Origin of the sequence: Streptomyces daghestanicus (assembly GCF_020521275.1) — a bacterium.
Classification (GTDB): domain Bacteria; phylum Actinomycetota; class Actinomycetes; order Streptomycetales; family Streptomycetaceae; genus Streptomyces; species Streptomyces griseoviridis.
In genome coordinates, this window is record NZ_BNDX01000016.1 from 398,940 (window position 1) to 417,351 (window position 18,412).

At 75.7% G+C, this 18,412-nt stretch carries 15 protein-coding genes; 9 read left to right on the top strand and 6 right to left on the bottom strand.

The annotated features are described in order from the left end of the window. Positions 1–400: 400 nt before the first annotated feature. From Sdagh_RS28575 to Sdagh_RS28590, 4 genes are read right to left on the bottom strand one after another with little or no spacing between them, the layout of a single operon-like run. Entirely contained in the window at positions 401–1,765 is a 1,365-nt protein-coding gene (locus Sdagh_RS28575) for an AAA family ATPase (protein ID WP_190077309.1), read from the bottom strand. Continuing rightward, positions 1,762–3,357 carry a hypothetical protein gene (locus tag Sdagh_RS28580; RefSeq protein WP_189420205.1) on the bottom strand — a complete coding sequence of 532 codons (1,596 nt, stop codon included), beginning with the start codon at positions 3,355–3,357 and terminating at the stop codon, positions 1,762–1,764. Before Sdagh_RS28580 ends, Sdagh_RS28575 begins: the two co-directional genes overlap by 4 nt. After that, a complete protein-coding gene (locus Sdagh_RS28585) occupies positions 3,348–4,559 on the bottom strand; it encodes a hypothetical protein (RefSeq protein ID WP_372478479.1) in 1,212 nt (403 codons plus the stop codon). The genes Sdagh_RS28580 and Sdagh_RS28585 overlap by 10 nt, the downstream gene beginning before the upstream one ends. Continuing rightward, the gene (locus Sdagh_RS28590; RefSeq protein WP_190077310.1) at positions 4,456–5,430 is read right to left on the bottom strand and encodes a phosphatase PAP2 family protein; all 975 of its coding nucleotides are present in this window, start codon (positions 5,428–5,430) and stop codon (positions 4,456–4,458) included. Before Sdagh_RS28590 ends, Sdagh_RS28585 begins: the two co-directional genes overlap by 104 nt. Positions 5,431–5,639: 209 nt before the next feature. On the opposite strand from Sdagh_RS28590, the gene Sdagh_RS28595 reads away from it, so the two are divergent. Further along, positions 5,640–6,236, top strand: coding sequence for a histidine phosphatase family protein (locus Sdagh_RS28595; RefSeq protein ID WP_189420209.1), 597 nt, complete (start codon positions 5,640–5,642; stop codon positions 6,234–6,236). Positions 6,237–6,263: 27 nt separating this feature from the next. Here Sdagh_RS28595 and Sdagh_RS28600 read toward each other — a convergent pair whose 3' ends face one another. Next, a complete protein-coding gene (locus Sdagh_RS28600) occupies positions 6,264–7,727 on the bottom strand; it encodes an NsdA family TPR-like regulatory protein (RefSeq protein ID WP_190007559.1) in 1,464 nt (487 codons plus the stop codon). A 282-nt stretch (positions 7,728–8,009) separates the two neighbouring features. Here Sdagh_RS28600 and Sdagh_RS28605 point away from each other — a divergent pair, with 282 nt between their 5' ends. Beyond that, positions 8,010–8,408 carry a hypothetical protein gene (locus Sdagh_RS28605; protein WP_190077311.1) on the top strand — a complete coding sequence of 133 codons (399 nt, stop codon included), beginning with the start codon at positions 8,010–8,012 and terminating at the stop codon, positions 8,406–8,408. A gap of 230 nt (positions 8,409–8,638) precedes the next feature. Further along, on the top strand, positions 8,639–9,508 hold the full coding sequence (locus Sdagh_RS28610; protein WP_190007563.1) for a spermidine synthase: 870 nt from the start codon (positions 8,639–8,641) through the stop codon (positions 9,506–9,508). A gap of 25 nt (positions 9,509–9,533) precedes the next feature. Here Sdagh_RS28610 and Sdagh_RS28615 read toward each other — a convergent pair whose 3' ends face one another. After that, positions 9,534–10,088, bottom strand: coding sequence for a hypothetical protein (locus tag Sdagh_RS28615; protein ID WP_190077312.1), 555 nt, complete (start codon positions 10,086–10,088; stop codon positions 9,534–9,536). Positions 10,089–10,185: 97 nt separating this feature from the next. Here Sdagh_RS28615 and Sdagh_RS28620 point away from each other — a divergent pair, with 97 nt between their 5' ends. The 6 genes from Sdagh_RS28620 to Sdagh_RS28645 all read left to right on the top strand — a co-directional run bounded on the left by Sdagh_RS28620 (position 10,186) and on the right by Sdagh_RS28645 (position 18,364). Next, positions 10,186–10,890, top strand: coding sequence for a response regulator transcription factor (locus Sdagh_RS28620; RefSeq protein WP_189420220.1), 705 nt, complete (start codon positions 10,186–10,188; stop codon positions 10,888–10,890). Further along, complete coding sequence (locus Sdagh_RS28625; protein WP_190077313.1) at positions 10,887–12,299, top strand: sensor histidine kinase; 1,413 nt, start codon at positions 10,887–10,889, stop codon at positions 12,297–12,299. The genes Sdagh_RS28620 and Sdagh_RS28625 overlap by 4 nt, the downstream gene beginning before the upstream one ends. Positions 12,300–12,440: 141 nt before the next feature. Next, positions 12,441–13,889, top strand: coding sequence for a glycoside hydrolase family 18 protein (locus tag Sdagh_RS28630; RefSeq protein ID WP_190077314.1), 1,449 nt, complete (start codon positions 12,441–12,443; stop codon positions 13,887–13,889). 295 nt (positions 13,890–14,184) lie between these two features. Continuing rightward, positions 14,185–15,333, top strand: coding sequence for a radical SAM protein (locus tag Sdagh_RS28635; RefSeq protein WP_189420226.1), 1,149 nt, complete (start codon positions 14,185–14,187; stop codon positions 15,331–15,333). A gap of 119 nt (positions 15,334–15,452) precedes the next feature. Next, positions 15,453–17,018: a flavin-containing monooxygenase gene (locus tag Sdagh_RS28640; protein WP_190077315.1), complete on the top strand. Its 1,566-nt coding sequence runs from the start codon at positions 15,453–15,455 to the stop codon at positions 17,016–17,018. Then, positions 17,015–18,364 carry a sugar efflux transporter gene (locus tag Sdagh_RS28645; protein ID WP_190077316.1) on the top strand — a complete coding sequence of 450 codons (1,350 nt, stop codon included), beginning with the start codon at positions 17,015–17,017 and terminating at the stop codon, positions 18,362–18,364. Before Sdagh_RS28640 ends, Sdagh_RS28645 begins: the two co-directional genes overlap by 4 nt. The last annotated feature ends 48 nt before the right edge of the window (positions 18,365–18,412 follow it).

Sequence of the window (18,412 nt, forward strand, 5' to 3'; positions counted from 1 at the left end):
GGCCGGTGCGCATCGACGCCGCCCCGGCACCCGGTGCCGCGCGTCACGGGCGCCGGGGCACCCACTGCCGGGGTGGGCCGGTGGTCCGGGTGGGTTGCGGTCGTCAGGGGGTGCCGGCCGGGGGGGCCGGTGTCACGGGCGCCAGGGGACCCGGTGCTGGGTGAGGTGGGCCAGGACCGCGTGGTTCGCCTCCCAGCCGTCCGGGCTGTGTCTGTCGGCCGCCTCCGGCGGCGTGCCGGACTCCGTCCGGCGGTCGGGGCGGTCCGGCGGGCGGTGTGCGCCGGGGCCGGGGCGCGGTCGGGGGTGCCGGGGCACCCGCTGCCGGGGTGGGCCGGTGGCCCGGGTGGGCTCTGGTCGTCAGGGGGTGCCGGTGGATCGGGTGCCGGCCGGGGGGCCGGTGTCACGGGCGCCAGGGGACCCGGTGTCGGGTGAGGTGGGCCAGGACCGCGTGGTTCGCCTCCCAGCCGTCCGGGAATTTGACCGTCGTGCCCAGTTGGACCGGTTCCGTGGACGGATAGGCGTCCAGCAGGTCGTCGACGCCCTCGCGGCAGACGACGACGCAGGCGTGCCGGTGGCGGGAGGCCAGGACGCACAGGCGGCCCGTCTCCAGGTGGAACGCCGTGGCGTCGGGGCGGCCGGAGAGGGGATGCAGGACCACCGTCACGTCGTACTCCCGGCCCTGGAGCCGGTTGGCCGTGTCCACGGTGACGCCGGTGACGCCGAGGGCGGCCAGCGCGGCGCGGACCGCGGCCGCCTGGTCGCGGTGGGCGGTGCCGACCGCGATCCGGGCGGGCGTCAGCGGGGACGCGTCGGGGGAGCGCTCGGAGCGCGCCGCGCCCTCGCGGTCCAGGAGCCGGCGCACGACCGCCGCGACCGCCCGCACCGCCTCCGGGTCCGTGCGCGGCGTGCGCCGGGCGGGCAGCTCCAGCAGGCCCCAGCCGGAGGCCGCCGCCTCGTCGATCACCCGGTCGGGGCCCGAGCCGTCCGAGGGGACGGCGAAGGTGAGGCTGCGGTCACCGGGGCCGGTGCCGCTGCGGAACGGCGTGAACGGGTAGAACGCGTCCGACACCAGGGGCGCCGCCGAGGCCGGGAGGCGCCAGGAGACGGGCAGGCGGTGCTGGGGGAGCCGCGGGTTGTGCGCGAGCAGGGTGGTGACGGCGGAGGCGGACGGGTCGTACGACAGGCCCGCCCACTGCTCACCGCCCACGACGGAGAACGGGTCGAGCTGCCCGGGGTCGCCCACGAACAGCGCCCGCTCGAACAGCCCCGCGACGGCGAGCAGCGCGTCCGACCGCATCTGGTACGCCTCGTCGACGATGGCGTGCCGCCACGGCTCGTCCACCTTCACATGCGCCCACTTCGCGGCCGTCGACACCACCACCGCGAGACCGGCCAGGTCGGCGGCCTTCGCGGACTTCCGTACGCCGGGCAGCCCGTCGAGCGCCTTGTCGTACGGGTCGGCGTCGCTGCTGTGCAGGCGGCCCACCGGCAGCTCGGGGTTCTTCTCGGCGAGGCGGAGGACCAGGTCGTCGACCTGGGCGTTGGTCTGGGCGACCACCATCAGCGGGCGGCCCGCCTCGGCCAGCTCCAGCGCGGCCCGGACGACCAGCGTGGACTTGCCCGCGCCCGGCGGGGAGTCGACGACCACTCCGCGCTCGGTGCCGTGCAGGGTGTCGTGGAGGATCGCGGCGGTCGCGCGGGCCGCCTCCGCGCCCGGGTCGAAGGCGGCGTCCGCACCGGTGCGGACAAGGGCCTCGGCGGTCACAGCACGTCCTCCTCGGTGAGCGGGTCGGGGGCCTCCGGCACGGCGGCCGTCTCGCCGGGCGGCCCGCCGTGCGTCCACGGCGTCGCCTCCGGGTCGGGCAGCTTCGCGCCGCCGCGCTGCTCGTGCTCGAAGAGGGTGAAGCAGACCAGGTCGCCCTTCTCGGGCACCGAACCGGGCTCCGGCTCCCGGCCCCGGCCCATCTTGTCGACGATCCGCAGCACCAGGAGACCCTCGCCGGCCTCCTCGACGAACTCAGCCGCCTGCGGTTTCCCGCCCAGCGACCGGTACACCTTCCCCCGCTCGGCCAGCTGCGGCCGGTCGTCGGTGCGGACCGTGACCAGCGGGCGCGGGCTCGGCCGCCTGCCCTCGCCGTACGCCATGACCACGTCGGTGACCTCCCCGGCGAACGCCTCCCCGGCCAGCCGCCGCCCCGCCATCACCAGCGGATCGTCCAGCGCCTCCTGCGCCTCCAGCCGGGCCTGCTCGCGCTCCCGGGTCGCCAGCTTGTTCGCCGCCGTCACCGCGTCGTCGCGGCGCGGCTGCGGGGGCTCACCGGAGACGATCCGGTCCCGGTGCCCGGTGAACGACCAGCGGTCGCGGGTCCACCGGTCCGCCACGTGCGCCCCGGCGGGCAGCCGCCGCAGCAGGTCGAGACCGTGCCACACCGCGTCCCAGGTGGGCCGCGTACGGCTGAGCACCAGGGCGCGGATCTCCCGCTCGGCCGCGCTCACCGCGCCGTACCGCTCGTCGGCCTCCAGGCCGTCCTCGGCGGCGGCGAGCGCGGTGCGGGCCCGGTCGTAGCGCTCGATGGCGGGCCCGAGCAGATGGTTGTCGAACGCCGGGTCGGTGGCCGGGCCCGCGGGCGGGCACAGCAGCTGGCCCTCCGCGTCCCGGGCCAGCTCCGCCCGCAGCGCCGCCTCGGCGCCCGAGGCGCCCTCCGGCGGGTCGATCCACGCCAGCAGCGCGCCCAGGTGCTGGTCCTCCAGCGTGGACTGCCCCGTCGCCCAGTGCCGGCCCAGCAGATCGGTCATGGCGAGCAGCAGGGAGGAGCCGGGGACCCGGGCCCGCTCGCCGTAGTGGGTCAGCCAGCGGCCCAGCAGCGGCACACGCGGCGGCGCCGGGAACGGTGCCTCCGGGTCCTGCTCCGCCGTACGCCGGAACCGCGTCGAGCGGCCCAGCAGCCGGATCAGGTCGACACCCGCGCGGCTCGGCACGATCACTTGCGCCGCGTCCGCGCACAGCTCGACCTCCACCTTGACCCGCTTGCCCGTCTCCGGGTCGGCCTCGGTGCGCTCGGCGGCCTCGACCACCTCGGCGCAGGCGTCGATGTGCGGCAGGACCGCGTCCGCCAGCTCGGCGAGGAACGCGAACCTGAGGTCCCGGTCGCGCGGCTGGGGGACGGCCAGCAGACGCGGGGCGTCGCGGTCGGTGCCGACCAGCGCGCCCAGCGGCGCGCCGATCTCACCGGCGGTGACGAGCGGGACGAGGACCAGGGGCCGGTCGGACAGGTGCCGGTGCCGGACGGTGGTGGCCGGCTGGGCGCGGCCGGTGCGTACCGCCTCCAGCCGGGCCAGGGTGCTGATCAGGGACACGCCGCCTCCAGAGCCGGAGCCGCCGCAGCCGTACGGCATTCCGCCAGCGCCTCGGTCCGCAGGGCCGCCGCGCGGCGCAGCGCCGCGACCGCCGGGTCGTCCGGGTCGCCCGCCTCGCCGCCGGCCGCGGCCAGCACCTCCGGGACCGTCGCCAGGCCGCCCAGCTCCGCGCGGGCCGCCCGGCCGAGGGCGGTCACGTCCCCGGCCGCCCGGGCCCGGGCACGGCAGTGGAAGGCCAGCTCACAGGCGGACAGGCACTCGGGCGCGTACGCCGCCGGGACGGACTCGACCGCGGCCGTCAGCTCCTCGGCCGGAAGGTCCGGGGCGAAGCGGGCGCCCTCCGGCAGCGCGTCGGCGATCTCCTCGATCCGGGTGAGCCGGGCCAGCTGCCGCGCGGTCACCGCGCGCTGCTTGCGCACGTCGACCGCGGCGGCGGTGGGCAGGTTGGAGAAGTCCTTCGGGCAGACCAGCAGCACCCGGTGGCGCACCCGCGGGGCCGGCGACAGCCGGGCGGCGGCGGCCTCCAGCGCCAGCACGTACACCGCGGCCTGCCGGGCGGCGGCGCCGACCTTCGCCGGGTCCGCCGCGCCGTCCAGCATCGGGAACGACTTGATCTCCACGACCGTCCAGGCGCCGTCCGGGTGCACCACCACCGCGTCCGGCTCCAGGAAGGCGGGGGAGCCCGCCACGTCCAGGGCGAGCATCGGGTGGTCCAGGAGCGTCCACGCCCCGGCGCCGGCCGCCTCCCGCAGCGCCAGCTCGGTGCGCGCCACGCGCGCCCGCTGACCGGTCGCGGCCAGGTCGGGCACCCGCCCCTCGCGCGGCGGCTCGGCACCCGGGTCCAGCCTCTCGTGCACCAGCCGCAGCAGCTCCGCGCCGCCGTCCGCCTTGACCCTGGCCTCGAACGCGTTGCCCCGGACGAACGCGAACTGCGACTGGCCGAAGGCCGACGGGGAGCCCAGCGCGCTCGCCAGGCGGGTCTTGTCCACCCCTGCGCCGTCCAGGAGCGCGCGGCGTCTGCATCCCGGGTTGGCCGCGAGGGCGGCCAGGGCACGGGCGTCCAGGGCCTTCGGGAGGACGTCGGGGCCGCCCCGCAGCTCAGCGAGCCGGTGCCGGAGCGCCGTCTCCCGTGTCCGCGGGGGAGGTGTCCGGCCCGGCTCCGTGCCGGGGCCGCTCGTCGCGCTGGCGTGGAAATCGCTCACCCGCCGAAGTCTCGCATCCCCCACTGACAACAGGGGAGTCCGAGCCGCCGGGGCGCCGCTCGGCCGCCGTGAACGGGGCGAGGGCGGTGACGAGCCGGGCCGTGACCGCGGGCCGCGCCCGGTCCGCCACCCGCAGCAGGTGCGGGGCCAGCAGGAACCCGGCGCCCATCACGACCGCGCCCGCGACCGCGTCGAGGAGGTAGTGGTTGGCCGTGCCCATCACCACGACCGTGGTCACCAGCGGGTAGACCACACCGGCGATCCGCGTCACGCGCGTGCCGCCGAACCGCCACAGCACCACCCCGCACCACAGCGCCCAGCCCACGTGCAGGCTCGGCATCGCGGCGTACTGGTTGGTCATCCCGCCCAGCCCGCGCGGGGCACTGGCCTCGCCGCCCCACCAGCCGTACGCGCTGTAGTGGGCCATCGTGTCCACGAAGCCGTGCGCCGGGGTGAGCAGCCGGGGCGGGCAGGTCGGCAGCAGGGTGAAGCCGATCAGCCCGATGAACGTGGACGTCATCAGCCAGGTCCGGGCCGCCCGGTAGCGCACCGCGCGGGAGCGGAACAGCCACACCAGCACCAGGGGCGTGACCAGGTAGTGCAGCGACGCGTACCAGAAGTCGGCCGGCACGCCGAGCCAGGGCTCGCGGGTGAAGAGGCGGTTCAGGGGGTGCTCGGCGTTCAGGTGGAGCACCCGCTCGACGCGCAGGATCGCCAGGCCGTGGCCGACGGCGTCGGTGACGTCCCCGCGGACCAGGAGGCGGCCCGCGGAGTAGCAGGCGTAGACGAGGAGGATCAGCGGCAGCTCCGTCCACCAGCGCAACCGGGCCACGGGGGCCGCCTCGGTGCCCGGTGTGTCGGCGCGCGGCATCCGATCGACCTCCCCTTCTCCTGCTGTTCGTCCCCGGGTACCCCGGCGGTGCCGGGCGTGTCACTTTACGGCGCGGGCCCCCTCGCACGGGGGGCGCCCCGGCCCTGCAAGACGCCGCTCCCGCCCCCCGGGTTGCCCGTGCGCGCCGTACGCGATGATGGAAGGACCGCACCTCACCGCGACCGTCATCGTCCCGAAAGGCCCGATCCATGGCACCGCGCATCCTGCTCGCCCGGCACGGACAGACCGAGTGGTCGCTGTCCGGCAGACACACGGGCAGGACCGATGTGCCGCTCCTGGAGGAGGGCCGGCGTGGCGCCAAGCTGCTCGGCGAGCGCCTGCACCGGGCGCCGCTCGACGGCCTGCCCGCGGCCGAGGTGCGCACCAGCCCGCTGGTCCGCGCGCGCGAGACGTGCGACCTGGCCGGGTTCGGTGACCGCGCCGCGACCTGGGACGCGCTGATGGAGTGGGACTACGGGGCGTACGAGGGGATGACCCCGGCCGAGATCCAGGCGGTCCGGCCGGGCTGGCTGATCTGGCGCGACGGCGTCCCGGAGGGCGAGAGCACCGCGGACGTCACCGCGCGCGCCGACGAGGTGGTCGCCTGGGCCCGGGAGGCCGACCGCGACGTGCTGGTCTTCGCCCACGGCCACATCCTGCGGTCGATCGGCGCCCGCTGGCTCGGCCTGCCGCTGGACTTCGGGGCCCGCGTCCGCCTCAACCCGACGTCCCTGTCCGTGCTGGGCTGGGCGTACGGGGAGCCGGCCGTCGAGCAGTGGAACGACATCGGCCACCTGGCGGCGTGACGGGGGCGCCGGGCGGGGCCGGGCGGCTCACGCGGGGCGCGACAGCGCCGCCTGATGTGCCGCGTGGCGGTCCAGGAACGCCGACACCCCGCGCGCCCCGCGATGCGGCAGCAGGACCCGGGCGGTGCCCGCCAGTATCGTCTGCACCCGGGTCGACTGGACCTTCCCGAGCAGGTCCAGGACGCGCAGGCCGGCCGCGGCCGCCGCGTCCGGCCGGCCGCCGCGCGCGAGGTCGTCGGCGAGTTCCGCCGTGTACAGGGCGATGTTCCGGGTGAAGTGCGGGTCCTGCAGCTCCACCGCCCGGCGCGCGTGCCGGGCCGCCCGGGGCCAGTCGCCCAGTGCCGACCAGCACTGCGCCTCCAGCCCCGCCAGCTCGGCCTCGCCGTAGAAGCTCATCCAGTCCGGGTCGGCGCCGGCGGGCCCCCGGTCGAACAGGGCCCGCGCACGGGCCAGCGCCCGCTCGCAGCCCACCCGGTCGGCCAGTCCCGCCCAGCCGCCCGCCTCCCGCAGGGCCAGCAGGGACAGCAGCCGCGCCGAGCCCAGCTCCCGCGCGGCGCGCTGCGCGGCCTGGGCGGCCCGGACCGCCTCCCGGGGCCGGCCGGCGTCCCGCGCGAGGAACGCCGTGTTGCAGAAGGCGTGCGCCTCCAGCGCCGGGTCCCCGGTCATCCGGGCTGTCGCCAGCGCCTCGGCGTAGTGGGAGCGGGCGTCGTCGAAGCGGCCGGAGTCATGGGCCAGCCAGCCCACCGACAGGGCCAGCTCACCGGCGCCCGCGTAGAGCCGGTCCGCCGTCGCCCGGCGCATCGCGCCGGCGTCCAGCAGCGCGTACGCGGCGCGCAGCGGGGCCGCCGCGCGCCGGTAGAGTCCGTCGGCGCCGTGCCGGTCGTCGAGCAGCCGGATCCGGCGGACGGCTTCCTCCAGGGCGCCGGCGTCGCTCGCCCCGCAGCGCCGTACCGGGCGTTCGGCCGCCGCGGCGTCCAGGGCGAGCCCCAGCGGGCCCAGCGAGGCGGCGGCCGTGGCGGTCCCGCCCCTCATGAATGCGCGACGCAGCACGTCGCTCTCCTCGTGGTCGTCGTGCGTGTACGGGTTCCCCCGGTCGTACGGCCGGGCGGCCCCCGGCGTCCCACCGTCCGGGGCCAGCGGTTCCGCCGAAGCCGCCGGGACCGCCGCGGTCGGGCCGGTACGGGCCCGCCGGCCGCGGACCGACGAGCGGGGCGCGAACCCCAGGTCGGTGAGGGTGCGGCCGGGGAACATGTGCAGGAACACCCGTTCGTACGCGTAGTTGGGGCAGCGGATCTCGCCCGTCTCCACCCGGCCCACGTACCGCGCGTCGCAGCTGACCCGCTCGCCGATCTCCCGCGCGGCCCGCCGGACCGCCGCCGCGAACTCGGCCGGTGAACGCCGGCCGCGCAACTGCCGGAAGACCAGGTTCGGCCGCGGTGGCCGGTCGGGCTGGGATGGTGGCTGGGCCGAGGTCACCGTCGACGACGCCATGGCCGGGTCCTCTCGTGCGAACCGAACCGTCGAACCGTGCCGGACGCGGCACGGCGTACCGGGTGTGCTCCTTCCGCCGCCCGTGTTCCGGCGGGCAAGAACGTACCGGCTGTGACGGCCCCGCCACGCGGAGTTTCCGCACAAAAGCGGATAACTCCTGTGCGATCCGCCATGAAGTGCCATCCTTTGCGGCGGCGTCACGCCGTAGCCATTGACGCGGTGGGGCGTTGAACACCGTGGACCCGGGGCCCGTCCCCGGTCCGTGTGTCCAGGGAGTGTTCCGTGGTGGAGGCCGGGATGGAGAGCAGCCGGATCAGCGACCCCCTCGGTGCGGGCGGCGCCTGCGACGTCGTGACCGTGCCGACACGGCAAGGACTGGAAGCCGTCGACATCCTCCTGCGCGGAGCCGCCGAGGCGGTGGGCCCGGTGCTCCACGACGACGGCCACGACACCCTCGGCTTCCTGGTGCCGCCCGGCACCGCGGCGGCCTGGGACGTACCGGGCAGCACCTGTACGGGGACCGGCGGCCGGGGCGCGGAACCGGCCCCGCACCCGCCGGTGACCGACCCCGGCTGGCTGCTGCCGCCGGAGCGGGCGGACCCCGCGACCGACCCGGCCGAACTGCGCGCGGCGCTCGGCGAGGCGGCCCGGCTGATCGAGGCGGCGGACAACTGCCGCTGAGCGCGTGCGCGCGGCCCGGCTCGCGACGTGCCTCGCGTCGACGGGGCCGGCCGGAGCCCCCGGCGCCGTCGCCGCTCCCGTGGTTCCGGCGCGCGTTCGGGCCGGCGCTGTCCCGCCCGCGCGTGCCGGCCGGCGCGGTGCTCGTCGCCGTATTCGCGCCTGACGGCCGGCGCCGTCGTCACCGCACCCGGCCCCGGCGGGCGGCACGGTTCGCCCCCGATAATGGCCGGATGGGAAAGTCCAGGAACACCCGGCGGACGCGGGCCGTCGTCGAGGGCGTCGTGGAGGAGGTCGACGGCGGGCGGGCCGAGCTGGTGCCCGACCGGGACCGGCCCCGGGCCTGGACGCTGCTGATCGACGGCGCCCCGCAGTCGCACGTGGACCTCGACGACCCGGCGCGGCTGGCCTTCGAGTACCAGCGCCGCCTCGGGCACGTGGTCGACCTCCTCGCCCCGCCGGGCCGGCCGATCGAGGCCGTGCACCTCGGCGGCGGCGCCCTCACCCTCGCCCGGTACGTCGCCGCCACCCGTCCCCGCTCCACCCAGCAGGTCGTCGAGCGGGACGCCGCCCTGGTCCAGCTGGTCCGCCGGGAACTGCCGCTCGACCCCGGCGCCCGCATCCGCGTCCGGTCCGCCGACGCCCGCGCCGCGCTCGCCAGGCTGCCGCACGGCCGGGCCGACGTGATCATCGCCGATGTCTTCGCCGGCGCCCGCACCCCGGCCCACCTGACCTCGACGGAGTTCCTCGACGAGGTCCGCCTGGCCCTCGCGCCCGGCGGGATCTACACCGCCAACCTCGCCGACGGCCCCCCGCTCGCCCACCTGCGCGGCCAGATCGCCACCGCCGCCGCCCGCTTCGCCGAACTCGCCCTCATCGCCGACCCGGCCGTACTGCGCGGGCGGCGCTTCGGCAACGCCGTCCTCGTCGCCTCCGACCGGCCGCTGCCGCTGGCCGAGCTGACCCGCCGCGCCGCCTCCGACCCCCAGCCCGCCCGGGTCGAACACGGCCGCGCGCTCACCGACTTCACCGGCGGCGCCGCCCCGGTCACGGACGCGACCGCCACCGCCTCGCCCGCGCCGCCGCCCTCCGTCTTCCGCTGAGGCGCCGGCCGCGGCACCGGCGGGTTCAGTAGGTGCCGATCTCCACCCGGGGCGGGCCGTCGTGCCAGGTGCAGAAGACCGACACCCGGTCCGCGCCCGCGCTGAACTCCACCCTGATCCACGACTCCGTCTTCCACACCTGCATCGACCAGCCCGCGCCCGGCGTGGCCGACACCAGCGACGCCGACACCGGCCCGAGGTCGAAGACGGCCCGGCCGCCCTTGGTGTCGTAGCCCCTGACCTGCCCGGAAGAGGGGGAGGGGGAGCGGGAGGAGGAGGGGGGCGTGGTGGCGGGGGAGGGGCGCGGGGCGGACGGCCGGGCGCTCGGTGCCGGGGAGGTGCGGGGGGAACGGGTGGGCGCCGGGTCCGGTGACGGGCTCCCGGAGGGCGCCGGCCGGCTGGTCGAGGCGGCCTGCGTCCGCGCCGCCGGCCCGGTCTCCCCGGCGGCGCGGACGGGGAGCGCGCGGGGCGGGTCGTACGCGGTGCCCGACATGACCGTGTGCACGCCCCACCAGGACAGCGTGACCGCCGCGCCCGTGGCGAGCAGCCAGGCCAGTACGTGTGCGAGTCCTCTGCGCATCGCGGCCATCCTGCCTCACCCGTCCCACCGGTGTCGCGTGCGGTGAGTTGTCCACAGGCCCGAACCCGCCTCGCCCGTATGGCGTACGGTGCCGCCCATGGCAAGTGTGCTCGTGGTCGAGGACGACCAGTTCGTACGCTCCGCGCTCATCCGGCACCTGACCGACGCCGCGCACACCGTGCGCAGTGTCGGCACCGCTCTCGAAGCGCTGCGCGAGGTCGCCCACCTCCGTTTCGACGTGGTGATACTGGACCTCGGACTCCCCGATCTCGACGGGTCCGAGGCCCTGAAGATGCTGCGCGGCATCACGGACGTGCCGGTGATCGTCGCCACCGCCCGGGACGACGAGACGGAGATCGTCCGGCTGCTCAACGCGGGCGCCGACGACTACCTCACCAAGCCGTTCTCCGTCGAACACCTCTCGGCCCGGATGGCCGCCGTGCTGCGCCGCGCCCGCGCCGGCACCGGCGAGGCCCCGCCGCCCGCCGTGCTCCGGGTCGGCGGCCTCACCGTCGACCCGCTGCGCCGCCAGGCCGAACTGGACGGCGTACGCCTCGACCTGACCCGCCGCGAGTTCGACCTGCTCGCCTTCCTCGCCGGCCGGCCCGGCGTGGTCGTCCCCCGCAAGGAACTCCTCGCCGAGGTCTGGCAGCAGTCCTACGGCGACGACCAGACCATCGACGTCCACCTCTCCTGGCTGCGCCGGAAACTGGGGGAGACCGCCGCCCGGCCGCGCTACCTGCACACCCTGCGCGGGGTCGGGGTGAAGCTGGAGCCGCCCGGGGCGGAGCCGCCGCGGTGAGGTGGGCCCTGGTCAAGGTGTCGCTGGCGGTGACCGCGATGGTGGTGGTGGCCTTCGCCGTCCCGCTGGGCCTGGTCATCCGGGAGATGGCCCGCGACCGGGCGTTCTCGAACGCCGAGCGGGAGGCCGCGGCGATCGCCCCCGCGCTCTCCATCACCACCGACCGCGAGCAGTTGGAGCGGGTCGTCGCCTCCGCCGGCTCCGACGACGCCGCGGTGGCCGTGCACATACCGGCGACCGGTGACGCGAAGGACGGCACCGACATCGGCCGGGAGCGCGCCGCCGCGCTGGACATAGCGGCCGTACGGAAGCTGGGCCGTGCCTCCACCACGCCGGTGACCGGTGGTTCCGTACTGCTCCAGCCGGTCGCGATCGGGTCCGGCGGCATCGCCGTCGTCGAGGTGTTCGTGCCGGAGGCCGAGGTCAGCAACGGCGTGGGCACGGCCTGGGCGGTGCTCGCCGCGGTCGGGGCCGCGCTGATCGTCGGCTCGGTCGCGGTCGCCGACCGGCTCGGTGTGCGCATGGTGCGGCCCGCCCAGCGCCTCGCCCAGGGCGCGCACGAACTGGGCGAGGGCAAGCTGGGCGTCCGGGTCCCGGAGGAGGGCCCGCCCGAACTGCGGTCGGCCGCCGTGGCGTTCAACTCCATGGCCGACCAGGTCGTCCAGCTCCTCGCCGGCGAACGGGAGCTGGCCGCCGACCTCTCCCACCGGCTGCGCACCCCGCTGACCGTGCTGCGGCTCAACGCGGCCTCGCTCGGCGAGGGACCGGCCGCCGAGCAGACCCGGGCCGCCGTCGAGCAGTTGGAGCGCGAGGTCGACACCATCATCCGGACCGCCCGGGACGCCCGGCCGCAGACCTCGGCGGCCGGACCCGGCGCCGGGTGCGACGCCGCCGAAGTGGTGCGCGAGCGGATGAGGTTCTGGTCGGCGCTGGCCGAGGACGAGGGCCGCACCTGGCGGGTGGCCGGCGCCGACCGGCCGGTGCGCATCCCCGTGGCCCGCGCCGACCTGGCCGCCGCCCTCGACGCCCTGCTCGGCAACGTCTTCCGGCACACCCCGGAGGGCACCGCCTTCGCGGTGGACGTGCACAACGGCGAGGACGCGGTGATCGTGCTCGTCTCGGACGCGGGCCCCGGCATACCCGACCCCGACGCGGCGATGGCGCGCGGCCGGGGCTCGGGCAGCGACGGATCGACCGGTCTCGGCCTGGACATCGTGCGCCGGCTCGCCGAGTCGACCGGCGGTGACGTGCGGATCGGCTCCTCCGTGCTCGGCGGGACGGAGGTGCGGATCCGGCTCCAGGCCGACGGCCGGACGGCGCCCGAGCGGCGCGGCCACCGCGGTGCCGTGCGCAGGCGCCGGCCGCGCGGTGCCGCCCGCACCTTTAATCGGTCCCGATCCCTTCCTTAAGCGCACCCTAAGATCGCCGGCCACCGTCCGGATCAGGGCCTTTGCCCGGTTCGCTGTCGCTAGCGTGCTGCCGCACCCCACCCCCACGTGAACCCCGCGGGGTCCCGCGCGGACCCCGTGAACAGTGAAGGCAGGCACGCGATGAGCACCCACCGGCGCAGGATCAGCGGCAGGAACAAGGCGATCGGCGCGGTCGTGGCGGCGGCCGTCGCGGGCGGCGGCGCGCTGCTGTTCACCGGCAGCGCCCAGGCGGCCGGGGTCGGCGCCGCCTACACCAGGACCGCGTCGTGGGAGACGGGCTACACCGCCCAGTACGTCGTCACCAACGACAGCGGGACGGCGAAGGCCGGCTGGACCCTGGAGTTCGACCTGCCCGCGGGCGCGAAGCTCGGGTCCCTGTGGAACGGCGAGAAGAACGTCTCCGGGCAGCACGTCACCGTCACCGCCCCGAAGTGGGACACCGACGGCCTCGCGGCCGGCGAGTCGGTCACCGTCGGCTTCGTCGTCGACGGCACCGGCGACCCGGACGGCTGCCGCGTCGACGGCACCGCCTGTGCCACGGACACCGGCGCCACCCCCGAGCCCAGCGGCCGGCCCACCGGCACCCCGACCACCGCCCCGACCTCCACGCCCACCACCACCGCACCGCCCACCGCCACGCCCACGGCCACCGAGGACACCGGCGAGGGGACGACCGGCGGCGCCGGGTTCGCCCCGTACGTCGACACCTCGCTCCACCCCTCCTACGACCTGCTCGCCGCCGCCGGGACGACGGGCGTGAAGGAGTACACCCTCGCCTTCGTCACCGACGGCGGCGGCTGCGTCCCCAAGTGGGGCGGCGTCACCGACCTGGCGGGCGACGCCGTCGCCGCGCAGATCGGCGACCTGCGCGCGGCGGGCGGCGACGTCCGGGTCTCCTTCGGCGGCGCGGCCGGCTCCGAGCTGGCCACCACCTGCTCCTCGGCGGACGCGCTGGCGGCGGCGTACGAGAAGGTCGTGGACGCCTACCACCTCACCAAGGTCGACTTCGACGTGGAGGGCGGCGCGCTGCCCGACACGGCCGCCAACACCCGCCGCGCCCAGGCCGTCGCCCGGCTCCAGCGGGACCACCCCGGTCTGGACGTCTCCTTCACCCTCCCGGTGATGCCGGAGGGACTGACCCAGCCCGGCGTCGACCTGCTCGCGAACGCAAAGGAGAACGGCGTCGCGGTCGGCACCGTCAACATCATGGCGATGGACTACGGCGCCTCGTACAGCGGCGACATGGGCACCTACGCCGAGCAGGCCGCCACCGCCACCCAGGCCCAGATCAAGGGCGTCCTCGGCCTCGGCGACGCCGCCGCGTGGAAGGCGGTCGGGGTCACGCCGATGATCGGCGTCAACGATGTCGCCTCGGAGGTCTTCACGGTCGGGGACGCCGCCCAGCTCGTGGAGTTCGCCGAGGCCAAGGGGGTGGGCCGGCTGTCGATGTGGTCCGCCACCCGGGACAGGCAGTGCGCCGGGGGAGCGAAGCCCACGGCGGACGCGACGTGCAGCTCGGTCGTGCAGGACCCGTTCGCGTTCTCGAAGGCGTTCGCGGCCTTCGGCTGACGCCGCCGCCGGGTTCCCCCGGCCGACCGGCACCTCCGCACCGACCGGGCCCCGACGGCTGTCACGCCGCCGGGGCCCGGCTCTTTCGCTGTCAACCGTATCTGACGGAATCCGGCCAATGGGCATGTGCTTCTGACCGGTTCTCGTTGGCTGATTGACATGTGTCAGTCAGTTCGGCACTGTCACGGGAGCGCTCCCACACCACCCCGAAACCGGCCCTCTCCTGCCCCCTGCGCAGTCCTCCGTCATTCGTCCGCCGAACCTTCGTTCCGCCGAACCGGAAAGTGACCGCACCATGTCCGACAGCACTGTCGCTCAGCCCAGCACCTCACTCGGCACCGCGTTCGTGGAGCGCAATCTCGACCTGGTGGGCAAGCTCTACCAGCGTTCCGTGTACCCGTCCGTCCTCGACGTCGCCCACGGCAAGCGCCTCTCCGCGCCACTCGTGGTCGACCTGGATCCCACCACCGTCTGCGACCTCGCCTGCCCGGAGTGCATCAGCTCCCAGGTCCTGCACCACGGCCAGATAGGCCAGGACCGCATCGTCCGCCTGGCCCACGAACTGGCCGACTCCGCCGTCCGCGCGGTGATCCTCATCGGCGGCGGGGAACCGCTGCTGCACCGCTCCGTCGGGGAGATCATCGAAGTGCTGCACGGGGCCGGCATCAAACTCGGCCTGGTCACCAACGGCACCCAGATCCACCGGCACATCGACCGGCTCGCCGGGATGCTCTCCTGGGTGCGGGTCTCGCTCGACGCGGGCAGCGCCGACACCTACCAGGCCTTCCGGCCCAGCCGGGGCAAGCGCAGCGCCTTCCCCCAGGTCATCGAGAACATGCGGCTGCTCGCCTCGCGCAAGCAGGGCCGGCTCGGCTACTCGTTCCTGCTGATGCAGCGCTTCGACGAGGCCGGGAACGTCACCGACTCCAACTACCACGAGGTGTACCAGGCCGGCGTGCTGGCCAAGGAGATCGGCTGCGACTACTTCGAGGTCAAGGCGATGCTGGACCAGGACCACTACACGGTCAACCAGCGCGCCGAGGACATCGCCTCCGTCGAGGAGCAGATCGCCCGCCTGCGCGAGCTGGAGGACGGCTCCTTCCACATCCTGTACTCCTCCAACTGGCAGGCCGTGCGCGCCCACGCCGACGCCGTGCAGCCGAAGGACTACCACTCCTGCGCGGTCGCCGAACTGCGCACCACCATCACCCCCACGGGCGTCTTCGTCTGCCCGTACCACCGGGGCAACCCCAAGGGCCGGATCGGCGACATCCAGCAGTCGAGCTTCGCCGAGCTGTGGTCGTCGGCCGACACCACGGTGATCGACCCCAGTGAGGACTGCCGCTTCGTGTGCGCCCGGCACGACACCAACCAGGTGATCCCGCTGCTCGCCGAGCGCCCCGAACCGGCGGATCTGACCGAGGACTTCGACCCCTTCATCTGACGGCCGGCCACCGGCGTCCGGGCGTCTCGGCGCCCGGACGTCCGCCGTCCGGGCCGGGCGGCCCCGCCGGGGTGCCGCCCGCGCGTCCGCCCTCTCCCCACCAAGGCCAGGAGCCATACATGCGCTTAGCGGTGATCGGAGCCGGTCCCGCGGGACTGACCTGCGTCAAGCAGGCCCTCGCGGACGGCCACGACGTGGTCTGCTTCGAGAAGCACCGGGATCTCGGCGGCATCTGGAACCCCGCCGCGGGCGGCGCGTACACCGGAGTCCGGATGCAGAGCTCACGCATGAGCATGCCCTTCTCCGACCACGCGCCCGCCTTCACCACCGACTTCCCCACCCAGGCCGAGGTGCAGGAGTACCTCACCTCGTACGCCGAGACCTTCGGCCTGCTCGGCTCGGTCCGTTTCGGCCGGGAGGTCGTCGGCGTGGCGAAGGACGGCGCGGGCTGGCGGGTGACGGCCCGCGACACCGCGACCGGCACCTCCGGCGACGAGCACGTCGACGCCGTCCTCGTCGCCAACGGCGAACTGTGGCGGCCCCGGCTGCCGGCCGGCGGCCTCCCGGCGCCGGACAGCGGTGTGCGGGTGCTCACCTCCGCCGAGTACCGGGGCCCGGCCGCCTTCACCGGCGAGCGCGTGCTCGTCATCGGCGGCGGGGTCAGCGGCGCCGACATCGCCGCCGACCTCGCGCCGCACGCCGCCCGGGTCGACTGGTCCGTCCGCCGCAAGGCGCTGTTCCTGCCCCGCAGCATCGGCGACGCGTACAACGACGCCCTGTTCTCGTACGCGGGCCGGGTCGCCGTCGAGGAACTGCCGTACGCCGAGTACCTCGACCGGCTGACCGCGTGGCTGCCGGAGTACATGGCGATGTACCGGGCCACCGGGCTGCTGCCCGAGGACGGCTTCCACGGCGCGGTGCACATCAACGAGAAGATCGTCCCGGCGGTCCACGGCGGCGGGGTGCACCCGGTCGCGGCCTTCACCCGGTTCGACGGGGTCGGCGCGGCCGTCCTCGCGGACGGCACGGCCGAACGGTACGACGCCGTGGTGCTGTGCCTGGGCTACGAGCCGCCGGACTACGGGTTCATCGACGGCCTGCGCCGCGAGGACCTGTACGAGCACCACTTCTGGCGGCACGACCCGACGCTGGCCGTGGTCAACACCCCCGTGGACACCGAGGCGTTCGGCACCGCCTGCCCGTACTTCGAGGCCATCGGGGGCTGGGTGCTGAGCGTGCTCGGCGGCAAGACCGCGCTGCCGGGCCCCGACGAGCGCGCCGCCTGGTGCGCCCGCCACATGACCGCGCTGCACGACCGGCGCTACCTCGACTGCTGGCTGGAGACGATCCGCCTCGGCCTGCTCAGCGGCGCGCTGCCCGACCCGGCGACGCACTTCCGCGCCTACTGGACCCTCGTCTCCAGCCAGGTCGACCCCGCCAACCTGCGCCCCGGACACGTCCGCCCGCTGCCCGCCGTCCACGACGGGGGCCTCGACCTGGCCGGGGTGCGCCACCGCGTCCTGGCCTCGCTGCCGGCCGCCACCCGGGAGGACCTGCTCGCCCGCGGCGAGATCGACGAGGCCGACCTGGCCGCCGCCGGGCGGATACCCGGCGACCGGGTCCTCGCGGCGTGGCTGCCCTACCGGCAGCGCGCGGCCGCACCGGTGCCGGGCGGGAGCGCGTGAGCGCCCGGACGGCGGCGGGGCCGAAGACCGGCGGCCGGTGGCGGATGCTCACCGACCCCGCCGTGCTCAACCTGATCGCCGCCACCGCGGCGGTCGGGGTGGCCGGCGCGTTCGTGGTGCCCACCACCAGCCTGTTCCTCAGCGAGGCCGTCACCGCCACCCCGCTCATGGTCGGCCTGTTCTTCGCCGTCCGGTCGGTCGCGGAGATCGGCACGGACATCGTGGTGGGCGCCGTCTCCGACCGGCTGCGCAACCGCCGCACGATCCTGGTCCTGACCGCGCTCTTCAACGCCTGCGGAGCGCTCTGCTACACGTTCCTGCGCGACTACTACCTGCTGCTGCTGTCGGGCATGGTCTGCTTCGGGCTCGGCGGCGCCTGCTTCGGGCAGCTCTTCGCCTACACCCGGGAACTCGCCGACGCGCGCGGGGTGGACGCCCCGTTCTTCAACGGCTTCCTGCGGTCCGTCACCTCGCTGGCCTGGGTGGTGGGCCCCCCGCTCGCCTTCTGGACGATCGCCACGTGGTCCTTCACCGCCCTGTACGCGTCGACCGCCGCCCTGTCCCTGCTGGCGGCGGCGCTGTGCGGCTGGGGGCTGCCCGATCCCAAGGCGTCCGGGGCCGCGAAGGCCCTCCCCGCGAAGGCCCTCCCCGAGAAGGCCCTCCCCGAGAAGGCCGGCCCGGAGGGGTCCGCGGCCGTCGCCACCCCGGAGCCCGCCGAGGACCGGCCCCCGGGGATGCTCGGCATGTTCCGCGGGCTCGGCCGGCGGACGGCGCTGGTGCTGGGCGCGGTGGTGCTGCTCCTCGGAGCCAACGCGATGTACCAGATCAACCTGCCCCTCTACGTCACCGAAGACCTGGGCATGAGCCCGCAGTTCGCCGGACTGCTGCTCGGCGTGAGCGCCTTCGTGGAGATCCCGCTGATGGTGCTCGCCGGGGTCTGGGCGGAGCGCGTCGGCAAGCAGTGGCTGATGTTCGCGGCCACCGTCTGCGCCACCCTGTTCTTCGTCCTGCTCCCGCTCGCGGACACCCGGCCGTTCCTGCTCGCGCTCCAGCCGCTCAACGCGGCCTGGGCCGCGGTGGCCCTGAACATCCCCGTCGTCATGCTCCAGGACAGCCTGCCCGGCCGGATCGGCACCGCCTCCGCCCTGTACTCCAGCGCCTTCAAGGCCGGCATGTTCCTGGGCGGCCTGGTCGTCGGCACGGTGGCCACCTGGACCGGCTACGGCCAGGTCTTCTGGGTGTGCGCCGGGCTGACCGCCGTCGCCGGGGTGCTCGCGCTCCTGCTGCGCACCGCCCCCGAGGTGCCGTCCCCCGTGCCCGCCTCGACCCCCACGCCCACCCCGTGATCCCGGCGATCCCCGTGATCCCCGCGGCCCCAGTGACCTACGTGATCC

What these genes read in the sequence shown, in the direction of transcription:
- Sdagh_RS28595 (WP_189420209.1), top strand. Translation starts at nt 5,640, where the DNA reads ATGGCACCGCGCATCCTGCTCGCCCGGCACGGACAGACCGAGTGGTCG.
- Sdagh_RS28630 (WP_190077314.1), top strand. Translation starts at nt 12,441, where the DNA reads ATGAGCACCCACCGGCGCAGGATCAGCGGCAGGAACAAGGCGATCGGC.
- Sdagh_RS28620 (WP_189420220.1), top strand. Translation starts at nt 10,186, where the DNA reads ATGGCAAGTGTGCTCGTGGTCGAGGACGACCAGTTCGTACGCTCCGCG.
- Sdagh_RS28635 (WP_189420226.1), top strand. Translation starts at nt 14,185, where the DNA reads ATGTCCGACAGCACTGTCGCTCAGCCCAGCACCTCACTCGGCACCGCG.
- Sdagh_RS28640 (WP_190077315.1), top strand. Translation starts at nt 15,453, where the DNA reads ATGCGCTTAGCGGTGATCGGAGCCGGTCCCGCGGGACTGACCTGCGTC.
- Sdagh_RS28610 (WP_190007563.1), top strand. Translation starts at nt 8,639, where the DNA reads ATGGGAAAGTCCAGGAACACCCGGCGGACGCGGGCCGTCGTCGAGGGC.
- Sdagh_RS28590 (WP_190077310.1), bottom strand. Translation starts at nt 5,430, where the DNA reads ATGCCGCGCGCCGACACACCGGGCACCGAGGCGGCCCCCGTGGCCCGG.
- Sdagh_RS28600 (WP_190007559.1), bottom strand. Translation starts at nt 7,727, where the DNA reads ATGGCGTCGTCGACGGTGACCTCGGCCCAGCCACCATCCCAGCCCGAC.
- Sdagh_RS28615 (WP_190077312.1), bottom strand. Translation starts at nt 10,088, where the DNA reads ATGCGCAGAGGACTCGCACACGTACTGGCCTGGCTGCTCGCCACGGGC.